Below are 17,898 nucleotides of genomic sequence, written 5' to 3'. Positions count from 1 at the left end.
CGCCCACTCCTTCACCATCACCCTCCGCACCCACTCCTGAGCTTGGAAGGGGGCTTTCCTCCACTCGGAGTGGAGGAAAGCCCCCTTCCAAGCGCCCATGCGGCCCCGCCCGGCCGGTCGGGCGGGGCCGTCAGGCCTTGAAGGAGTGCAGGTCGGCCGCGTACAGGAGCTGCTCGGCGTCCCAGGCCACGAAGGTCCGGACCAGGCGGAAGCCGAGGCGTTCGGCGAGGCGGCGGGACCGGGTGTTGGCGGCCTGGGTGCGCAGGATGACAGGCTGCTCGGGGAGCTCGGCGGCGCCGGCGCGAAGCACCGCCGTGGTGGCCTCGAAGGCGTAGCCACGGCCCCAGGCCGAGCGGTGCAGCAGATAGCCGGGCTCGATTTCCTCGGCGCCCTCGGTGAGATGGCCGGGCTGGTCGGCGGGCGGCCGCATGAGCTGCACGGTGCCGAGAAAGACGTCCGACTCCTTGTCGGCGATGACGTAGAGGCCGGCGGCCGCGGTCAGGTTGGCCATGCCGATCTCGGCGATGCGCCGCTCGACGGCCTCCCGGGTGCTGTGCCCGCCGATGTGAGCGCCCACCTCGGGATCGGTCCGCAGCTCGATGAGCCGCTCCCGGTCGGACTCGCGCGACTTGCGCAGCACGAGGCGGTCGGACTCGATGCGGACGGCGGAAAGCGCCATGGGTCCCCCGATCTTCGTGTCCGAAAGACGCCTCCACCCCGCGCCGGTTGCGTGTATACAAAATGTATGCGTGAACACGGGTATGAGGTGAACGTCACCTGGACGGGTGAGACGACCGGGATCCGGGACTACTCGCGGGCCCACGAGGTGAGCGTCGAGGGCAAGCCGGCGCTGCCCGGCTCCTCCGACCCGGCCTTCCGGGGCGACCGGGATCGCTACAACCCCGAGGAGCTGCTGGTGGCTTCGCTGGCCCAGTGCCACATGCTGTGGTTCCTGGGCCTGGCCGCCGAGGCGGGCATCGTGGTCACGGCCTACCGGGACCGCGCGACCGGCACGATGGTCGAGCAGGCGAACGGCGGCGGCCGGTTCACCAGCGTGACGCTACGGCCGGAAGTGACCGTCCACAGTGGTCACGAGCGGCTGCCCGAGCTGCACGAGAAGGCCCATCACCTGTGCTTCATCGCCAACTCGGTGAACTTCCCCGTGACCGTCGAGACCGCTCAGTCGGCGGCCTGACGGCGGGTCTGGGTGCGCAGCCGGGCGGTGTACTCGCGCATGCGCCGGGGGTAGCCGACCTTGCTCACCTCGTAGACCGGGATCCCCAGTTTGCGGCCGAGCCGGAACGCCGCCTGCTCGTCGCCGATGCGGCGGCGGGTCCACTCGCCGTCATGAGCGACCAACACCACAGTGGTCTCCGTCACCGTGGTCCGCGGCTCGACGAAGGCCTCCACCCCGCGGTGCGATCCCGCCCATGCCTCCAGGTGAGAGGTGTCGTGCGAGGTCGCGCCCCGGGTCACGCCTGGACGCCCCGTCCTGCGAAAACGATCGAACAGGCCCACCGGCGCCTCCTCCCATATCGGACGTCTCAAGTCAATCGTGCCAGCAGCGGGGCTCGAAGAGTGTGAAACGCACTCGATCCCTCCCCCGGTCAGGGCAGCCGCGACGGCGAAGTGACAAGATGGCCACAGTTGACGCGCGCGTACACGCGCGAGCGACCCGCAGACCACGAATTGCCACTGTTGCCAGTCGAGGAGATCCCGTGACCGACACCTCCGCCGACCTTGTGATCCTGGGCGGCGGCTCGGGCGGCTACGCCTGCGCCTTCCGCGCGGCCGAGCTCGGCCTGTCCGTCATCCTGGTCGAGAAGGACAAGCTGGGGGGCACCTGCCTGCACCGCGGCTGCATCCCGACCAAGGCCCTGCTGCACGCGGCGGAGGTCGCCGACGCGGCCCGCGAGGGTGACAAGTTCGGCGTCAAGAGCTCGCTCGAGGGCATCGACATGCCGGGCGTGAACTCGTACAAGGACGGCGTGATCTCCGGCCTCTACAAGGGCCTGCAGGGCCTGGTGAAGGCCAACAAGGTCACGCTCGTCGAGGGCGCCGGCACCTTCCAGGGCCCCAACACGGTCGTCGTCGACGGCAACCGCTACACCGGCAGGAACGTCGTGCTGGCCACCGGCTCCTACGCCCGCAGCCTGCCCGGCCTGGAGATCACCGGCCGGGTCATCACCAGCGACCAGGCCCTGAACCTGGACTGGGTCCCGGAGAAGGTCGTCGTGCTCGGCGGCGGCGTCATCGGCGTCGAGTTCGCCAGCGTGTGGAGCTCCTTCGGCGCCGACGTGACCATCGTCGAGGCGCTGCCCCGACTGGTCCCGGCCGAGGACGAGTGGGCCTCCAAGCAGCTGGAACGCGCCTTCCGCAAGCGCGGCATCAAGTTCAAGACCGGCGTGAAGTTCACCGGCGCCACCCAGAGCGACACCGGCGTGTCGGTGAGCCTGGAGAACGGCGACGTGCTCGACGCCGACCTGCTCCTGGTGGCCGTCGGCCGTGGCCCGAACACCGCCGGCCACGGCTACGAGGAGGCCGGCGTCCGGATGGAGCGCGGCTTCGTCATCACCGACGAGCGGCTGCGCACCAACCTGCCCGGCGTGTACGCCGTCGGCGACATCGTGCCCGGCCTCCAGCTGGCCCACCGCGGCTTCCAGCAGGGCATCTTCGTGGCCGAGGACATCGCCGGGCAGAACCCGCGGGTCATCGACGAGGCCGGCATCCCGCGCGTGACCTACTGCAACCCGGAGGTCGCCTCGGTCGGCCTGACCGAGGCCGCGGCCAAGGAGAAGTACGGCTCGGCCACGACCTACCTCTACAGCCTGGCCGGCAACGGCAAGAGCCAGATCCTCAAGACCAGCGGCGGCGTGAAGCTGGTCAAGGCGCCTGACGGCCCGGTCGTCGGCGTCACCCTCGTCGGCGAGCGCGTCGGCGAGCTCATCGGCGAGGCCCAGCTGATCTACAACTGGGAGGCGTTCCCCGAGGACGTCGCCCCGCTGATCCACGCCCACCCCACCCAGACAGAAGCCCTCGGCGAGGCGTTCCTCGCCCTGGCCGGCAAGCCGCTGCACGTGCACGGCTGACCCGTCGGCACACAGTCAGCCACGCGAGCAACGAGCACGAGGAGTCACTAACCCATGGCCTTCTCCGTCCAGATGCCGGCACTCGGCGAGAGTGTCACGGAGGGCACCGTCACCCGCTGGCTCAAGCAGGAAGGTGAGCGCGTCGAGGTCGACGAGCCCTTGCTGGAGGTCTCCACCGACAAGGTCGACACGGAGATCCCGTCGCCGGCCGCCGGGGTGCTGCAGAGCATCCTCGTCAAGGAGGACGAGACCGTCGAGGTCGGCGCCGAGCTCGCCGTGATCGGCGACGGCGCGTCGGCCCCCGCCCCGGCGCCGGCCCCCGAGCCCGCCGCCGCGCCGGCCCCGGCCCCCGCTCCGGCCGCCGAGGCCCCGGCCGCTCCGGCTCCGGCGGCGGCCCCGTCGGCCCCGGCCCCGTCGGCCGGTCCCGCCGAGGGCACCGAGATCACCATGCCGGCGCTGGGCGAGAGCGTCACCGAGGGCACGGTCACCCGCTGGCTCAAGCAGGTCGGCGACCACGTCGACGTGGACGAGCCGCTGCTGGAGGTGTCCACCGACAAGGTCGACACCGAGATCCCGTCGCCGGTCGCCGGCACGCTGCTGGAGATCTCGGCCGGCGAGGACGCCACCGTCGAGGTCGGCGGCAAGCTGGCCGTCATCGGCTCCGGCTCCCCGGCCCCCGCCCCGGCTCCGGCACCGGCCCCCGCGCCTGCTCCCGCCCCGGCTCCGGCCGCTCCGGCCCCGGCCCCCGTGGCCGCTGCCCCGGCTCCGGCCGCCCCGGCCCCCGCGCCGGCCGCCGCCGCGCCCGCTTCGGCCCCGGCTGCTTCGGACGACGCCAACGGCGCTCCGTACGTGACGCCGCTGGTCCGCAAGCTGGCGTCGGAGAACGGCATCGACCTGAACTCGCTTCAGGGCACCGGTGTCGGCGGTCGGATCCGCAAGCAGGACGTGCTGGCCGCCGTGGAGGCCAAGAAGGCCCCCGCCCCGGCTCCGGCCGCCCCCGCTGCCGCCGCCCCCGCCGCGTCGGCTCCGGCCGCCGCGTCCGCCGCTCCGTCGCCCGAGGCGGCGGCGCTGCGGGGCACCACGCAGAAGATGACCCGGATCCGGCAGACCATCGCCAAGCGCATGGTCGAGTCGCTTCAGGTCTCCGCGCAGCTCACCACCGTGATCGAGGTGGACATCACCCGGATCGCCCGGCTGCGGGACCGCGCCAAGCGCGGCTTCGAGGCTCGCGAGGGCGTGAAGCTGTCCTTCCTGCCCTTCTTCGCCAAGGCCGCGGTCGAGGCGCTCAAGCAGCACCCGCAGGTCAACGCCTCCATCAACGACCAGACGATGGAGGTGACCTACCACGGGGCCGAGCACCTGAGCATCGCGGTGGACTCGCCCAAGGGCCTGATGGTGCCGGTGATCCACAACGCCGGCGACCTCAACATCGCCGGCCTGGCCCGCAAGATCGCCGACCTGGCCGAGCGGACCCGCAACAACAAGATCAAGCCGGACGAGCTGGCCGGCGGCACCTTCACGCTGACCAACACCGGCAGCCGGGGCGCCCTGTTCGACACGCCGATCCTGAACCAGCCCCAGGTCGGCATGCTCGGCACCGGCGCCGTGGTGAAGCGCCCGGTCGTGGTGGCCGACGAGGCCGGCGGCGACACCATCGCCATCCGGTCCATGGTGTACCTGGCCCTGTCCTACGACCACCGTCTGGTGGACGGCGCGGACGCGGCCCGCTTCCTCACCACGATCAAGCACCGCCTGGAGGAAGGCGCCTTCGAGGCCGACCTCGGCCTCTGACTCCCGCGAGTCCCTGGCGAATGGAGGTTTCGGGCAGATCGTGGACCCAGTCCAGGATCTGCCCGAATCCGTGTTTCGGTGTGTTCCGGAGCGCGACTCGCCGGGGACCCCGGTGCTGCGGCGCACAGGTTCGCGAGGGACGATCTGGGTATGCGCGTGGTGGTGGCCGGCTCGTCCGGCTTGATCGGTTCCGCCCTGCTGCCGGTGTTGCGGCACGGCGGTCACGAGGTGCTGCGCCTGGTGCGCCGGCCGGCGGCGGCCCGGGACGAGCGGACGTGGGACCCGCCGGCGGGCCGGATCCAGGACGGCACGCTGGACGGCGTGGACGCGGTGCTCAACCTGTGCGGGGCGGGCATCGGCGACAAGCGGTGGAGCCAGGCCCGCAAGCAGACGCTGCTGGACTCCCGGGTGGAGCCGACGGAGGTGCTGGCGGCGGCGGTCGCCGAGCACAAGGTGCCGGTGCTGGTGAACGCCTCGGCGGTCGGCTTCTACGGCGACACCGGCGATCGTGAGGTCGACGAGTCCGGGGCGAAGGGCCGGGGCTTCCTGGCCGACCTGGTGCACGAATGGGAGTCGGCGACCCGGCCGGCCAAGGACGCCGGGGCCCGGGTGGTGCTGCTGCGCACCGGCCTGGTGCTGGCCGAGTCCGGCGGCCTGCTGGGCAAGCTGCGGCCGCTGGTGTCGCTGATGCTGGGCGGCAAGCTGGGCGACGGCCGGCAGTTCTGGCCGTGGATCTCCCTGGACGACGAGCTGGCGGCGATCCGCTTCGTGCTGGAGCACGACGACATCGCCGGCCCGGTGAACCTGTGCGCGCCGGAGCAGCTGACCAACGCCCAGCTGACCCGGGAGCTGGGCGAGGCGCTGGGCCGACCGACCCCGTGGACCGTGCCGGGCTTCGCGATCCGGGCCGTGCTGGGCGAGTTCGCCGACGAGGGCATCCTGATCGGCCAGCGGGCGACCCCGGCGGCGCTGCTGGCCCACGGCTTCCAGTTCCAGCACGAGACGCTGGCCACCGCGCTCGGGGACGTGCTCGGGGCGCGGGCGTAAAGTCGGTATGTGACGACCTCTTCCTGCCGTGCCACGGCCGATCCCGTGCAGGTGCGGCCGCTGGGCACCATCGACTACGCGCAGGCCTGGGAGTTGCAGCGGGAGCTGCTCAACGCCCGGGCCGACGGCGCGGGTCCGGACACCCTGCTGCTGCTGGAGCACCCGTCGGTCTACACCGCCGGCAAGCGCACCGAGCCCGAGGACCGGCCGCAGGACGGCACGCCGGTGATCGACGTGGACCGCGGCGGCAAGATCACCTGGCACGGTCCCGGGCAGTTGGTCGGCTACCCGATCGTCAAGCTGTCCGACCCGGTGGACGTGGTCGACTACGTGCGGCGCATCGAGCAGGCCCTGATCCACGTGTGCGACTCGTTCGGCCTGGCCACCGGCCGGGTCGAGGGCCGCAGCGGGGTGTGGCTGGCCGCCGACGGCGACCGTCCGGAGCGCAAGATCGCCGCCATCGGCATCCGGGTCCAGCGCGGCGTCACCATGCACGGCCTGGAGATCAACTGCAATGCCGACCTGGACGCCTTCGGCAAGATCATCCCGTGCGGCATCCGCGACGCCGGCGTCACCTCGCTGAGCGCCGAGCTCGGCCGGGACGTCACCGTGGCCGAGGTCCAGCCGCTGGTCCAGGCGGCCGTGCTGGCCGCGATCGAGGGCACGCTGCCGGTCACCGTCCGCGACATCGAGCGTGACCAGCCGACCGCCGCCGGGGTGACCTTCTCGCTGTCCTCCTGACACCCACCCCCCCTTCTCTGATATTCCGTAACTACGGAAAAACGGAAGAGGGGGTTCCATGCTGTCTCGACGACACCTGTTGGCCGGTGCGGCGGCGGTCGCGGCGGTCCCGCTGCTGGCCGGTCACGCGGTGGCTGACACGCCCACGCCGCCGGCCACCGACTGGATCCAGTGGCTGGCGCAGCGCCGCGAGCACGTCAGCCTGTACGCCGACGACGACCGCGGCCATCGGCTGGCGTGGCAGGCCGATCGCCGGGTGCCGACGGCGTCCACCTACAAGTCCATCCACGCGGCGACGTTCGCCGGCAGCGGCATCAACCCGCAGCGGCGGATCAGGATCCGGGACTGGGAGGCGTACTTCCTGCCCGGCATGGACGGCGACGCGCACCCGAACTCGCTGGCCATGCTCGGCATCCCGGCCAACGGCAAGTACGCCGCCGACCCGGACCAGCTGATCCCGCTGGACTGGGTGGTGCAGGCGATGATCGTCCAGAGCGACAACGCGGCCGCCGACTACCTGCGCGACCGGCTCGGCGTGCCGGCGCTGCGCCGGACGGCCGCGTGTGGCGGCTGGCCGAACGCCGAGGTGGCCCCGGAGCTCGGTCAGATGCTGCGGTTGTGGTGGCCAGGCGCCAACGACGAGCTGGCAGCCCGGTTCCTGGCCGACGCCACGTTCCGCACGCGGGCGTTGGCCGAGCTCAGCGACGTGCCGACCACGGACGCGATGCTGGCCTGGACGAAGACCACCAACCGCGCCACGCCGAGGGATCTGGCCTCGCTGTTCCGGTCCATCGCCACCGGCCGCGTCCCTGGGCAGCACTACCTGGAACTGCCCACGCAGGGCGGCACGCTGCCGGGCGAACTGGGCATCGGCTACAAGGGCGGGTCGCACCCCGGGGTGATCGACATGGCCCTCTACCTGCGCCGCGCCGACGGCACCGTGGTCACGGCCACCATCATGGTGTCCGAGCTGTCGTGGTCCGACTGGCTGGCCATGAACGCGGGCGTCGGCGACTACTCGGTGCAGATCGGGCTGGGCCTCCTGCGCGACCCGGCGACCTGGCAGCGGGTCTCCCGGGAGCTCGTGCATGCTTGACGACCGTGTCTGACTACGACGAACGGCTGGCTGACCTCGAACGACGCGTGGCGGCGCTGGAGGGAGTCGCCGCCGCGCCCGAGGGGTTGGAGGCGGGCATCGTCGGCTACCAGGGCGATGTCCGGCTCAACGGCGACCTGTCGTGGCAGATCCGGTTCGGCGTGGACGCGACGCTCACGCTGCCGGACGGCCCGCGGGTGGACCTGCTGGCCGCGCTGGGCCACCCGGTGCGGGCGGCGATCGTCCGGCACCTGATCGCCCACGGTGCGCAGCCCGCCCCCGCCTTGTCGGAGGCGGCCGGGCTGCGCTCCACCGGCCAGCTCTACCACCACCTGAAGGCCCTGGTCACGGCCAAGGCGGTGGAGCAGGACAGCCGCGGCAGCTACCGGGTGCCGCCGACGGCCGTCATCCCACTGCTGGTGATCCTCACGGCCGCCGCGGACGTGGCGGGCCAGCTGCGGTGAGCTACCCGAAATCGACATTCGGTGTGCCGGACAGCGGGACTCGCCGAAGGAAGTCAGTGAGCAGCTCGGCCGCCCGTGCCGGGTCCTCGGCGGGGAAGAGGTGTCCGGCACCCGGTTCCACGACCAGCTCCGAGTCGGAGATCCGCCGCTGCAACGCCGTCACGGCGTCGACGGGGGCGATGCCGTCACGGGTGCCGGTGACGACCAGGGTCGGCACGTCGACCGAGGCCGCCAGCCCGGCGAAGCTGGTGTCGAAGTAGCTGAGGAACGCCTCGGTCATCGCCCGCACGCTGGCGTTGCGGTAGTTCTCGTAGTCCATGTCGAGGATCCACCGCCGCCGCGCCTTGTCCTTGGTGACGATGACAAACGCGTCGGCCAGGTACACCGCCGGCTTGCTGCACAGCCAGATGCGGCCCGCCCGGGCCGGCAGCCAGGAGCCGATCCGGTAGTAGAGCTTGCCCAGCCACGCGGTCGCCCCGGTCGCCTCGGACACCGGGTTGAACAGGCACAGCCCGTCCAGCGCGGCCCCGTACCGGGCGGCGTAGACCAGCGAGATGGACGCCCCCAGCGAGTGGCCGGCCAGCACGAACCGGTCCAGCCCCAGGGACAGCCGCAGCCGCTCGATCTCGGCGGCGTAGTTCTCCAGGGTGTGCGGCACGGTCAGCGGCGGGGACTCGCCGTAGCCGGGCAGGTCCGGCACGACGACGTCGACCCCGTCGAGCGCGTCGGCCAGTTCCCGCAGACCACGGTGGTCGCCGCCGAGCCCGTGCAGCAGCAGGACGGTCACTTGGCCCACTTGGCGGCGACCTCGGCCGCGAAGAAGTCCACGTGGTCCAGGTCGGTCAGGTCCAGCAGCTGGAGGTAGATCCGGTTGGCGCCGGTGCCCTCGTGCCAGGCCCCGATCCGGTCCAGGACCTCGGCGGCGGTGCCGGCGAAGCTGTGCTGCTTGAGCTCGTCGAGGTCGCGGCCGATGGCGGCGGCCCGGCGGGCCACCTCGGCGTCGTCGCGGCCGACGACCACCGGGTGGGCGACCGACAGGATGATCGACGACGGCTCGCGGCCGATCGCCTCGCACGCCGCCTTGACCCGGGCGAACTGGGCCGCGGCGTTCTCGATCGAGGTGAAGCCGATGTTGAACTCGTCGGCGAAGCGGGCGGCCAGCCGCGGCGTGCGCTTGGCCCCGCCGCCGCCGATGAGGATCGGCGGGCGCGGGCTCTGCGCCGGCTTGGGCAGCGCCGGCGAGTCGGTGAGCTGGTAGTGCTTGCCGGCGAACGAGTACGTCTGGCCGACCGGCGTGCCCCACAGGCCGGCGATGATCTCGACCTGCTCCTCGTACTGGTCGAAGCGCTCGCCCAGCGCCGGGAACGGGATGCCGTAGGCGGTGTGCTCGGCCTCGTACCAGCCGCTGCCGATGCCCAGTTCGACCCGGCCGCCGGACATCTGGTCGACCTGGGCGACGGAGATCGCCAGCGGGCCGGGGTGGCGGAAGGTGATCGGGCTCACCAGGGTGCCCAGCCGCAGCCGGGAGGTCTCCCGAGCCAGGCCCGCGAGGGTGATCCAGGCGTCGGTGGATCCGGGCAGCCCGTCCGAGGACCCCATCTTCAGGTAGTGGTCGGAACGGAAGAAGGCGTCGTACCCGGCGTCCTCGGCGGCGCGGGCCACTCGGAGCAGGTCGTCGTAGGTGGCCCCCTGCTGGGGCTCGGTGAAGATCCGGAAGTCCACGGGCACCAACCTAGCCACTTCGCGCCGGGCCGTCCGTTCGGCACTAAATGAATCGATCAGCTACTGCCCGCCGACCGGTCACAGACCTAAGGTCAGTGGTGACGCCGCGTGCTGTTGCCAGCCAAATACCGCCAAGAACACAGGTGATCAGCATGGAGTTGCGCCAGTTGTCGCATTTTGTCGCCGTAGCGGAGGAATGCCACTTCACCAGGGCGGCCCGGAGGCTGCACATCGCCCAGTCCAGCCTGTCCGCCTCGATCCAGACGCTCGAACGGGAGTTGGGGGCCCAGCTGTTCGTCCGGGACAAGCGCCAGGTCCGGCTGACCGACGCCGGCCGGGCGCTGCTGGTGGAGGCCCGCCGGGCCCTGAGCACGGTGACGGCCGCCCGGGAGGCGGTCGCGGCGGTGCAGGGCGGCCTACGCGGCCGGGTCAGCGTCGGTCTGGCCCGGGCTGTCGACCATGGTGCCCTGATGTCCGCGCTCGGCCGGTTCCACCGGGCGCACCCGGACGTGGAGGTGGTGTTGGGCCATGACGGCTCGTCCCGGCTGCTCGACCAGGTCCGGGACGGGCGGCTGGACCTGGCCCTGCTGCTGATGCCGGCCTCGCGCCTGGCCGGGACCGCCACCGGCGGCGAAGGGGTGACGGTCACGCCGTTGCGGCCGGAGCGGGCGGTGGTGGCCTGCGGGCCCGAGCACCGGTTCGCCCAGCGCAACGCCGTGGGCCTGGGTGAGCTGCGGGCCGAGACGCTCGTCGACTTTCCCGGCGGCGGCAACGAGTTCGGCGGCAAGGTCGCGTTCCACGCCGACGACGTGCACACGATGCTGGACGTGGTGGCGGCCGGCCTGGCCGTCGCGGTGCTGCCGCGCAGCACCGCCCGAGGTCGTGCGGGAGTGCGGTTCGTCGAGTTGCAGGGCGAACCGCCGCAGTGGGAGCTGATGCTGGCGCACCCGGAGCGGTCCAACGCCGCCGCCGGGGCCCTGCTGGCCGCGCTGCTGGCTAGCGGCGACGACGCCGGGACGACGGATCGGCCGGCTCCGGTGGCCCGTCCGCACCTGCTGCTGCCGGTCGGCGCAGGCCGCTGACCACTCGGGTGATCGACCAGGCCACCTCCTCGCTGGCCTTGCGCGGGTCGGCGGCGCCGGCGATCATGCTGGCGCCGGCCGACAGCGCCCCGTAGAGCAGACGGGACATCACCTCGACCGGCATCTCCTCGATCTCGCCCGACTCGACCAGGGCGGCCACCGAGGAGCGGATGATGCCGAAGCTGAAGTGCTCCTCGGCCTCGCGCCAGCGGGCCCAGCCCATCACCACCGGGCCCTCGTGCACCACGATGCGCTGGAACGCCGGGTCGAGGCAGACCCGCACGTAGGCCCGCAGGCCGGCCATGGCCGTCTCCCAGGGGTGGCCGGGGCTGCTGACGATCTCGCCGAGCCGGCGCATCGCCTTGGTCTCCACGGTGTCGAAGGCCGCCTCGAACAGGGCCTGCTTGCCGCTGAAGTGGTGGTAGAGCGCGCCCTTGGTGACGCGCGCCCGCTTGGCCACCTCGTCCAGCGAGGTGCCCGCGTAGCCGCGCTTGGTGAACAGCTCCACAGCGCTGTCCACCAGGGCGTCCCTGGTGGATTCCGAGTATTCGAGCCGTCTCGACCGCACTGTCGCCACGCTCACAACCCTATCGCCATACCGTCGGTACGTACCCATGGTATGGTCGCCGTGTCGGACATACCGCGAGTATGCCGAAGACCGGAGGTACGACGATGAGCTGGAACGACTACTACCGTCGCCGGGACGTCATCGACGCCGTACTGGCCACCGCCGGCCCGATCGAGGAGGCCTTCACCCAGGTCCCCGACGCGGCCGCCGTGTTCGCCGACACCGACGAGCTGCTGCTGGCCCTGGACCACAAGTGGACCCGCGCGCTGACCGCCCGCATCGGGCTCGCGCTGTCGGACACCGAGGGCGACCGGGTCGACGCCGTGTCGGCCGCGTGGCGCCGGGCCGTGGCCGAGAACCCCGCGCTGCGCCGACTGCTGGACGAGAACGCGACCGGTGTGCTGGCCGACGCCACCGCCCGTGAGCACCGCATGCTGGCCCTGGCCGCCGGCCTGGCCGAGTTCACCGAGCCCAACGACGTGCTGGAGCGGGTCGGCGGCGCGTTCGCCGCGCTGCTCAGGGGCCGGGTGCCGGCCGCCGCGTGACCCCGGCCACGTGGGGTCGAAGCGTAAGGTAGGCGTGTGACAGACGTGGTTCCCGAGGGTCGGAAGTTGCTGCGCCTCGAGGTGCGCAACAGCCAGACCCCCATCGAGAAGAAGCCGTCCTGGATCAAGACGAAGGCTCGCATGGGCCCCGAGTACCAGGAGCTCAAGGGGCTGGTCCGCCGCGAGGGCCTGCACACGGTGTGCGAGGAAGCCGGCTGTCCCAACATCTACGAGTGCTGGGAGGACCGCGAGGCGACCTTCCTCATCGGCGGTGACCAGTGCACCCGCCGCTGCGACTTCTGCCAGATCGACACCGGCAAGCCCGCCGAGTTCGACCGTGAGGAGCCGCGCAAGGTCGCCGAGTCGGTGCAGGCCATGGGCCTGCGCTACTCCACCGTCACCGGTGTCGCCCGCGACGACCTGCCCGACGGCGGGGCTTGGCTGTACGCCGAGACCGTGCGCCAGATCCACGCCCTCAACCCGGGCACCGGCGTCGAGCTGCTGATCCCCGACTTCAACGCCGAGCCCGACCAGCTGGCCGAGGTGTTCGGCTCGCGGCCCGAGGTGCTGGCCCACAACCTGGAGACCGTGCCCCGCATCTTCAAGCGGATCCGGCCGGCGTTCCGGTACGAGCGCTCGCTGCAGGTGATCACCGAGGCCCGGGCGGCCGGGCTGGTCACCAAGTCCAACCTCATCCTCGGCATGGGCGAGACCCCCGAGGAGGTCACCGAGGCGCTGCACGACCTGCACGAGGCCGGCTGCGAGATCGTGACCATCACCCAGTACCTGCGCCCCAGCGTGCGGCACCACCCGATCGAGCGCTGGGTCAAGCCGGAGGAGTTCGTCGCCCACTCCGCCGACGCCGAGAAGATGGGCTTCTCCGGCGTCATGGCCGGTCCCCTGGTGCGCTCCTCCTACCGTGCCGGCCGCCTGTACGCCCAGGCCGTGCACAAGCGTGGCGAGCAGCTGCCGGCCAACCTGGAGCACCTGCTCCAGGCCGGCACCGCCGCCCAGGAGGCCAGCAGCCTCCTCGCCCCGCGCTAGTCCCCCGCCCACCCCGCGGTGCTCGGAAGGGGGCCTTCCTCCACTCGGAGTGGAGGAAGGTCCCCTTCCTGGCGTTTAGGCGATGGGGGAGAGGGTGACGTCGTCGAGTTCGGCGACGAAGTCGGGGCCGAAGGCGGTGGCCGGGGTGTGGGAGCCGGGAGTGGCCTTGCCGGCGATGAGCTTCAGCACTGCCCGCAGTGCGGCGTCGGCGGTGAGCCGGTAGGCGTTGGGGCCGGTCAGGGTCATGGACAGCTGGCGGCCGGCGGCGTTGCGGACCTGGCCCCACACCTCGCAGCGGCTGCCGTCCCGGGTCCGCTCGCTGGGGCCGGGCAGCAGGCCGATGAGGCGCTTGGCGATGTCCTGGGCGACGGCGGACCGGAACACCGGGGCCAGCAGGCTCTGCGCGGTGCCGGCGAACTCGGGCACCACGGTGTAGGTGGTGATGGTGGGGATGCCGGTGGTGCGGAAGGCGGTGCTGAGATCGCCCCACGGCACGGAGCCGACGCGGCGGGGACGTGAGGGGAACTCGACGACCCGGCTGCGGTGCCCGACCGGCACGGTGACCAGCTCGCCGTCGACCCGGGCCCGGCCGCCGGTGGTCATGCCCTCGACGGTGGTCTTCATGGTGCCGGGGCTCATGCCGCCGCCGACCACGAAGGCCAGCTCCAGTTCGACGGCGTCGGGCAGTTCCCGGGCCAGCCGGGCGGCGATGCCGTCGGTGGGCACGACGTCGAAGCCGGCCCCGGGCAGCAGGGTGACGCCGGCACGACGAGCCTCGCCGTCGCGGGCGAAGATCCGCTCGAACACGTCGATCTCGCCGGTGATGTCGACGTAGTGGCTGCCGGTGGCCAGGCAGGCGTCGACCATCGGCTCGGAGGTGACCGAGAACGGCCCGGCGCAGTGCACGACGGCGTCCACATCGGCCAGGGCCTCGCACAGGCGGTCCTGGTCGTCCAGGTCCACCACCCGGTGTTCCAGCCCGAGTTCCCGGGCGAGCGACTCGAGTTTTTCGGCCGACCGCCCGGCGAGCACGGGGCGCTCGCCGCGCCGCCCCGCCGCCTGTGCGATGAGCCGACCGGTGTAGCCGTTGGCGCCGTAGACCATCCACATGCGTTCGAGTATGACGAGCCGGCGCCGCCGTTGCTGCTCCCACCACAACAACGGCGGCCCGCGGTTCAACAGTGGCAGCGTGGCAACGCGGTCACCAGGATCGACGGGGCACGCCGTCCAGGAGATAGGTCAATCCTTGGGGCCGAACCAGCCGGTCATCCGCTCCGGGTCGAGCACCGCGTTGCGGCGCAAGGACAACGGCGGCTGGCCGAACACGCCCCACAGGCGTACCAGCGGGTTTCGGCTGCGCCATTTGGCGAACGCGTCCATCGCGGCGACTCCCGAGCGCTGTCCGGCGCAACGGGCGGCGATCCGATCGCAGTCCAGCTCACGCGTCCAGGTGTACGTCACGGCCAGCACGACCGCGCCCACGAGCACCACGGCGGCCATCTGCCACGGCAGCACCCACAGCGAGAGCGCGCACAGGGTGAGCAGGTACACGGCGACCACGGTCTTGCGCAGGGTCTCGTGCCGGGCCAGGTGCGCGAGCTCGTGGGCGACGACGAAGGTGGTGGCGATGGGGACCCGGTCCAGCAGCGTGTCGTTCAGCAGCACGACCCCGTGCCGGCCGGCCCGGTAGGAACGGCCGACCGATCGCGAGCCGACCCGGACCCGGACGTCCGGCACCCCGGCAAGCGCTATCCCGGCGGCCAGCTGCGGGGCCAGCAGGGCCGGCCGCAACCGGGTCCGGCGCTGCATCTGACGTAACCGGCCGACGCGGACCAGCACCGCGGCGGCCAGCACCGCCATCGGGACGTCCACGACATATCCCAGCACCCGCAAGGCGTCCTCGCCCGCGACCAGCACCAGCGCCAGCCCGGCGACGACGTAGCAGCCGCTGACCCAGGCCAGCCAGCGGACGAGGTCTCGGTCCCTGGGCAGCACGGAGCCGACCACCTGTTCGTCAGCCGGAACCGGCTGCCCCTCCACCGAAGACACGTGCGCAGCGTACTTCCGTTCGGTCCACAGCGGACCTCCGACGACAGACGTTATGAAGTCGATTCGCGACGGAGCGTGAGCTATCCGCCTCGACCACACAAAAGCGACAACGGCCGGCGACCGTTGCCGGCAATGGTCACCGCCCTGGTGTCCACAATGGACAGCGCTGTCCGTTTCGCCGACCCGGCAACGGTTTTCGCCTCACCGTCCACAATGGCCGGTCGGACGGCACGACTCGGCGCCGCCACCCGGCCCGCGACCGGCGTCGCCGGTCCGAACCCGGGCCCGGCGGCGGACGCCGGGCGGAGCACTCGCATCGGCGGCCTCCTCGGCGACCATCGGTCACCGAGAGTACCAAAGCATGCGTCAATGGTGATGGCCACCGCCACCCCCACCGCCGCCACCGTCGTACCCGCCACCGCCCGAGCCGCCGCCGGACTGGCAGCAGTAACCGCCGCCACCGCTTCCGCCGGGCTCCGGCAGGACGATGGTGACGGTGGAGCGTGCGGTCGTGCTGGTCGGCGGCGACGCGGTCGTGGTGGGGGCCGTGGTGGAGGCCGTCCCGGTGCTACCAGGGGTCGAACTGCCGGCGGTGGGACTGCTGGCGGTCGGGGCGCCGGCGGCCGGCGGCGCGGCGACCGCCTGGCGGTCCGAGGACGTGGTGGTGGTCACCGAAGTCGGGTCGCCGATCGCGGAGGTGGGCACGGGACCGTCGGTGCGATAGGGCTGCGGGACCGGTTCCGTGAAGGGGAACAGCGTCGAGGCGCGCGGACCGATGCCGATGATCGCGGTCAGCACCAGCAGCACTCCCAGCGCCGCGAGCACGAACACGTACCAGGGCGGCCGACTTCCGGGTCCCGCCGTTCGGCCGTCGCCACTCATCCGAACCCCCTTGACCGATCGAGTGCGCAGAGGCTAATTCGGAACCTTGATCGGCTCAACCCCCTTGACCCGATTGGCAGATCCACAGTGGAAGTGAGCGATGCTCGGAACTGCCCGATGGGGCCGGAAACGGACGCGATCAGATAACACCACGTGACGCCGAACCGGGCAACGTGCTCACGACGTTCAGCGGACGCGACAACCGTCACAGCGCCCCTACGGTTCGAGAGTGCAGGCAACATCCCGCTTCGCCGTCGCCGCGGCCGCGCTGCTGGCCGCGATCTCCGTCACCCCGGCGGCCGAGGCCGCGCCGGCCGCCGAGATCGCCTGGGGACCGTGCCACAGCTTCATCCTCGTCGTCGCGGGCGCCCAGTGCGGCCTGCTGTCCGTGCCGCTGGACCACGACGATCCCGGCGGCCCGACCATCCAGCTCGCGCTGTCCCGGGTGCCGCACAAGGTGCCCGACGCGCAGTACCAAGGCGTGCTCATCACCGAGCCCGGCGGGCCGGGCGGCTCCGGGCTGGATCTGGCCGCGACCGGGACACAGCTGCCCGACCACGCCGGCGACGCCTACGACTGGATCGGTTTCGATCCGCGCGGAGTCGGCTCCAGCGTGCCGAAACTCACGTGTCAGGCCGACTACATGGATTTCAACCGGCCCGGCTACCTGCCGCTCAACGACGTGCAGACCCAGACCTGGCTCAACCGGGCCAGCAACTACGCTGCCGCGTGCGCGGTGGCCAATCCGGCGTTGCTGCCGCACATGAGAACTGCCGACACCGCACGGGACATGGACAGCATCCGCGCGGCCCTGAACGCGCCGCAGACGAGCCTGTACGGCTTCTCCTACGGCACCTACCTGGCGCAGGTCTACAGCTCGCTGTTCCCGCAACGGGTGCGGCGCATGGTGTTGGACAGCACGGTCGACCCCAGCGGCGTCTTCTACCGCGACAATCTCGACCAGGACGTGGCCCTGGACCGCAACCTGCGGCTCTGGTTCGGCTGGCTGGCCGAGCACGATGACGTTTATCACCTCGGACGCACGGAATCGGCCGTGGAGAAGGTTTTCAACCGGCAGCTGCTGACCGTGGCCCAGGCGCCGGCCGGCGGGGTGATCGGGCCGGACGAGCTGATGGACGTGGTGCAGCAGGCGGCGTACTACCAGCTCAGCTGGCTGACACTGGGCAACGCGCTGGCCAAGTTCGTCAACCAGGGCGACACCGCGACGATGAAGTCGCTGTTCACGCGGATCGACGGCGTCGGCGACGACAACGGCTACGCCGCCTACCTGGCCGTGCAGTGCACCGACGTGCAGTGGCCGACGAGCTGGCAGCGGTGGCAGTCCGACGCCTGGCGCACGTTCGCCCGGGCGCCGTACTTCGCCTGGGGCAACGCGTGGTTCAACGCCCCGTGCCTGTTCTGGCCGGCCAGGGCGGGCACGCCGGTGCCGGTGGACGGGCGGGGCGTCGGCGGCGTGCTGATGATCGACGAGACCCTGGACGGGGCCACCCCGTTCAGCGGCAGCCTTGAGGTGCGGCGGCGCTATCCCGGGGCGTCACTGATCGCCGAGCCCGGCGGCACCTCGCATGCCGTCACCCCGCGCGGCAATGCTTGCGTCGACAACAAGATCTCGTCCTACCTGGCCACCGGCGCGCTGCCGCCCCGGCGGCCGGGCGACGGGCCCGACCTGACCTGCCGGCCGCTGCCCCGGCCGACCCCGTGACGACCTGGTGACCGGTGTGTGTCGGTTGGTCGAATGCCGGCACGGCCGGTCACCG

The 17,898-nt window shown here is 71.9% G+C and carries 19 protein-coding genes; 11 read left to right on the top strand and 8 right to left on the bottom strand.

The window, feature by feature from the left end; translation table 11 throughout:
• Nucleotides 1-130: 130 nt before the first annotated feature.
• A complete protein-coding gene (locus ACIG5F_RS46885; RefSeq protein WP_396526824.1) occupies nt 131-679 on the bottom strand; it encodes a GNAT family N-acetyltransferase in 549 nt (182 codons plus the stop codon).
• A gap of 66 nt (nt 680-745) precedes the next feature.
• Here ACIG5F_RS46885 and ACIG5F_RS46880 point away from each other — a divergent pair, with 66 nt between their 5' ends.
• Nucleotides 746-1,195 (top strand): OsmC family protein, encoded by a 450-nt coding sequence (locus ACIG5F_RS46880; protein ID WP_396526822.1) that lies wholly within the window; start codon nt 746-748, stop codon nt 1,193-1,195.
• On the opposite strand, the gene ACIG5F_RS46875 is transcribed toward ACIG5F_RS46880, so the two are convergent.
• A complete protein-coding gene (locus ACIG5F_RS46875; RefSeq protein ID WP_396526820.1) occupies nt 1,180-1,518 on the bottom strand; it encodes an oxidoreductase in 339 nt (112 codons plus the stop codon). The genes ACIG5F_RS46880 and ACIG5F_RS46875 overlap by 16 nt on opposite strands.
• A 200-nt stretch (nt 1,519-1,718) precedes the next feature.
• Here ACIG5F_RS46875 and lpdA point away from each other — a divergent pair, with 200 nt between their 5' ends.
• The 6 genes from lpdA to ACIG5F_RS46845 all read left to right on the top strand — a co-directional run bounded on the left by lpdA (nt 1,719) and on the right by ACIG5F_RS46845 (nt 8,228).
• Nucleotides 1,719-3,089 carry a dihydrolipoyl dehydrogenase gene (gene lpdA / locus ACIG5F_RS46870; RefSeq protein WP_396526818.1) on the top strand — a complete coding sequence of 457 codons (1,371 nt, stop codon included), beginning with the start codon at nt 1,719-1,721 and terminating at the stop codon, nt 3,087-3,089.
• Between the two features lie 54 nt (nt 3,090-3,143).
• Nucleotides 3,144-4,880: a 2-oxoglutarate dehydrogenase, E2 component, dihydrolipoamide succinyltransferase gene (gene sucB / locus ACIG5F_RS46865; RefSeq protein ID WP_396526816.1), complete on the top strand. Its 1,737-nt coding sequence runs from the start codon at nt 3,144-3,146 to the stop codon at nt 4,878-4,880.
• 150 nt (nt 4,881-5,030) lie between these two features.
• Nucleotides 5,031-5,927, top strand: coding sequence for a TIGR01777 family oxidoreductase (locus ACIG5F_RS46860; protein ID WP_396526814.1), 897 nt, complete (start codon nt 5,031-5,033; stop codon nt 5,925-5,927).
• 9 nt (nt 5,928-5,936) lie between these two features.
• The gene (gene lipB, locus ACIG5F_RS46855; protein ID WP_396526812.1) at nt 5,937-6,668 is read left to right on the top strand and encodes a lipoyl(octanoyl) transferase LipB; all 732 of its coding nucleotides are present in this window, start codon (nt 5,937-5,939) and stop codon (nt 6,666-6,668) included.
• A gap of 58 nt (nt 6,669-6,726) precedes the next feature.
• Nucleotides 6,727-7,764, top strand: coding sequence for a serine hydrolase (locus tag ACIG5F_RS46850; protein ID WP_396526810.1), 1,038 nt, complete (start codon nt 6,727-6,729; stop codon nt 7,762-7,764).
• Nucleotides 7,765-7,769: 5 nt separating this feature from the next.
• Nucleotides 7,770-8,228 carry an ArsR/SmtB family transcription factor gene (locus ACIG5F_RS46845; RefSeq protein WP_396526808.1) on the top strand — a complete coding sequence of 153 codons (459 nt, stop codon included), beginning with the start codon at nt 7,770-7,772 and terminating at the stop codon, nt 8,226-8,228.
• Between the two features lies 1 nt (nt 8,229).
• Here ACIG5F_RS46845 and ACIG5F_RS46840 read toward each other — a convergent pair whose 3' ends face one another.
• The gene (locus ACIG5F_RS46840) at nt 8,230-9,015 is read right to left on the bottom strand and encodes an alpha/beta fold hydrolase (RefSeq protein ID WP_396526806.1); all 786 of its coding nucleotides are present in this window, start codon (nt 9,013-9,015) and stop codon (nt 8,230-8,232) included.
• Nucleotides 9,012-9,950 (bottom strand): LLM class F420-dependent oxidoreductase, encoded by a 939-nt coding sequence (locus ACIG5F_RS46835; RefSeq protein ID WP_396526804.1) that lies wholly within the window; start codon nt 9,948-9,950, stop codon nt 9,012-9,014. The genes ACIG5F_RS46840 and ACIG5F_RS46835 overlap by 4 nt, the downstream gene beginning before the upstream one ends.
• Nucleotides 9,951-10,102: 152 nt before the next feature.
• Here ACIG5F_RS46835 and ACIG5F_RS46830 point away from each other — a divergent pair, with 152 nt between their 5' ends.
• Nucleotides 10,103-11,032, top strand: a complete 930-nt coding sequence (locus tag ACIG5F_RS46830; RefSeq protein WP_396526802.1) for a LysR family transcriptional regulator — start codon at nt 10,103-10,105, stop codon at nt 11,030-11,032.
• Here ACIG5F_RS46830 and ACIG5F_RS46825 read toward each other — a convergent pair.
• A complete protein-coding gene (locus ACIG5F_RS46825; protein ID WP_396526830.1) occupies nt 10,947-11,600 on the bottom strand; it encodes a TetR/AcrR family transcriptional regulator in 654 nt (217 codons plus the stop codon). The two genes, ACIG5F_RS46830 and ACIG5F_RS46825, sit on opposite strands and share 86 nt — an antisense overlap.
• Nucleotides 11,601-11,704: 104 nt before the next feature.
• Here ACIG5F_RS46825 and ACIG5F_RS46820 point away from each other — a divergent pair, with 104 nt between their 5' ends.
• Together ACIG5F_RS46820 and lipA are read left to right on the top strand one after the other, a co-directional pair.
• Complete coding sequence (locus tag ACIG5F_RS46820) at nt 11,705-12,145, top strand: hypothetical protein (protein ID WP_396526800.1); 441 nt, start codon at nt 11,705-11,707, stop codon at nt 12,143-12,145.
• 45 nt (nt 12,146-12,190) lie between these two features.
• On the top strand, nt 12,191-13,189 hold the full coding sequence (gene lipA, locus ACIG5F_RS46815) for a lipoyl synthase (RefSeq protein WP_396526828.1): 999 nt from the start codon (nt 12,191-12,193) through the stop codon (nt 13,187-13,189).
• A 75-nt stretch (nt 13,190-13,264) separates the two neighbouring features.
• Here the strand turns inward: lipA and ACIG5F_RS46810 are convergent, their stop codons facing one another.
• The 3 genes from ACIG5F_RS46810 to ACIG5F_RS46800 all read right to left on the bottom strand — a co-directional run bounded on the left by ACIG5F_RS46810 (nt 13,265) and on the right by ACIG5F_RS46800 (nt 16,120).
• The gene (locus ACIG5F_RS46810; RefSeq protein WP_396526798.1) at nt 13,265-14,299 is read right to left on the bottom strand and encodes a saccharopine dehydrogenase family protein; all 1,035 of its coding nucleotides are present in this window, start codon (nt 14,297-14,299) and stop codon (nt 13,265-13,267) included.
• A gap of 129 nt (nt 14,300-14,428) precedes the next feature.
• Nucleotides 14,429-15,238 (bottom strand): M48 family metalloprotease, encoded by an 810-nt coding sequence (locus ACIG5F_RS46805; protein ID WP_396526797.1) that lies wholly within the window; start codon nt 15,236-15,238, stop codon nt 14,429-14,431.
• A gap of 366 nt (nt 15,239-15,604) precedes the next feature.
• The gene (locus ACIG5F_RS46800) at nt 15,605-16,120 is read right to left on the bottom strand and encodes a hypothetical protein (RefSeq protein ID WP_396526795.1); all 516 of its coding nucleotides are present in this window, start codon (nt 16,118-16,120) and stop codon (nt 15,605-15,607) included.
• A 229-nt stretch (nt 16,121-16,349) separates the two neighbouring features.
• On the opposite strand from ACIG5F_RS46800, the gene ACIG5F_RS46795 reads away from it, so the two are divergent.
• Complete coding sequence (locus tag ACIG5F_RS46795) at nt 16,350-17,843, top strand: alpha/beta fold hydrolase (RefSeq protein ID WP_396526793.1); 1,494 nt, start codon at nt 16,350-16,352, stop codon at nt 17,841-17,843.
• Nucleotides 17,844-17,898: the final 55 nt, after the last annotated feature.

It is taken from the genome of Kutzneria sp. NPDC052558, assembly GCF_044547355.1.
Taxonomy (GTDB): domain Bacteria; phylum Actinomycetota; class Actinomycetes; order Mycobacteriales; family Pseudonocardiaceae; genus Kutzneria.
The sequence above is the reverse complement of the archived record's forward strand: the minus strand, read 5'-3'. Positions and strand labels throughout refer to the sequence as shown.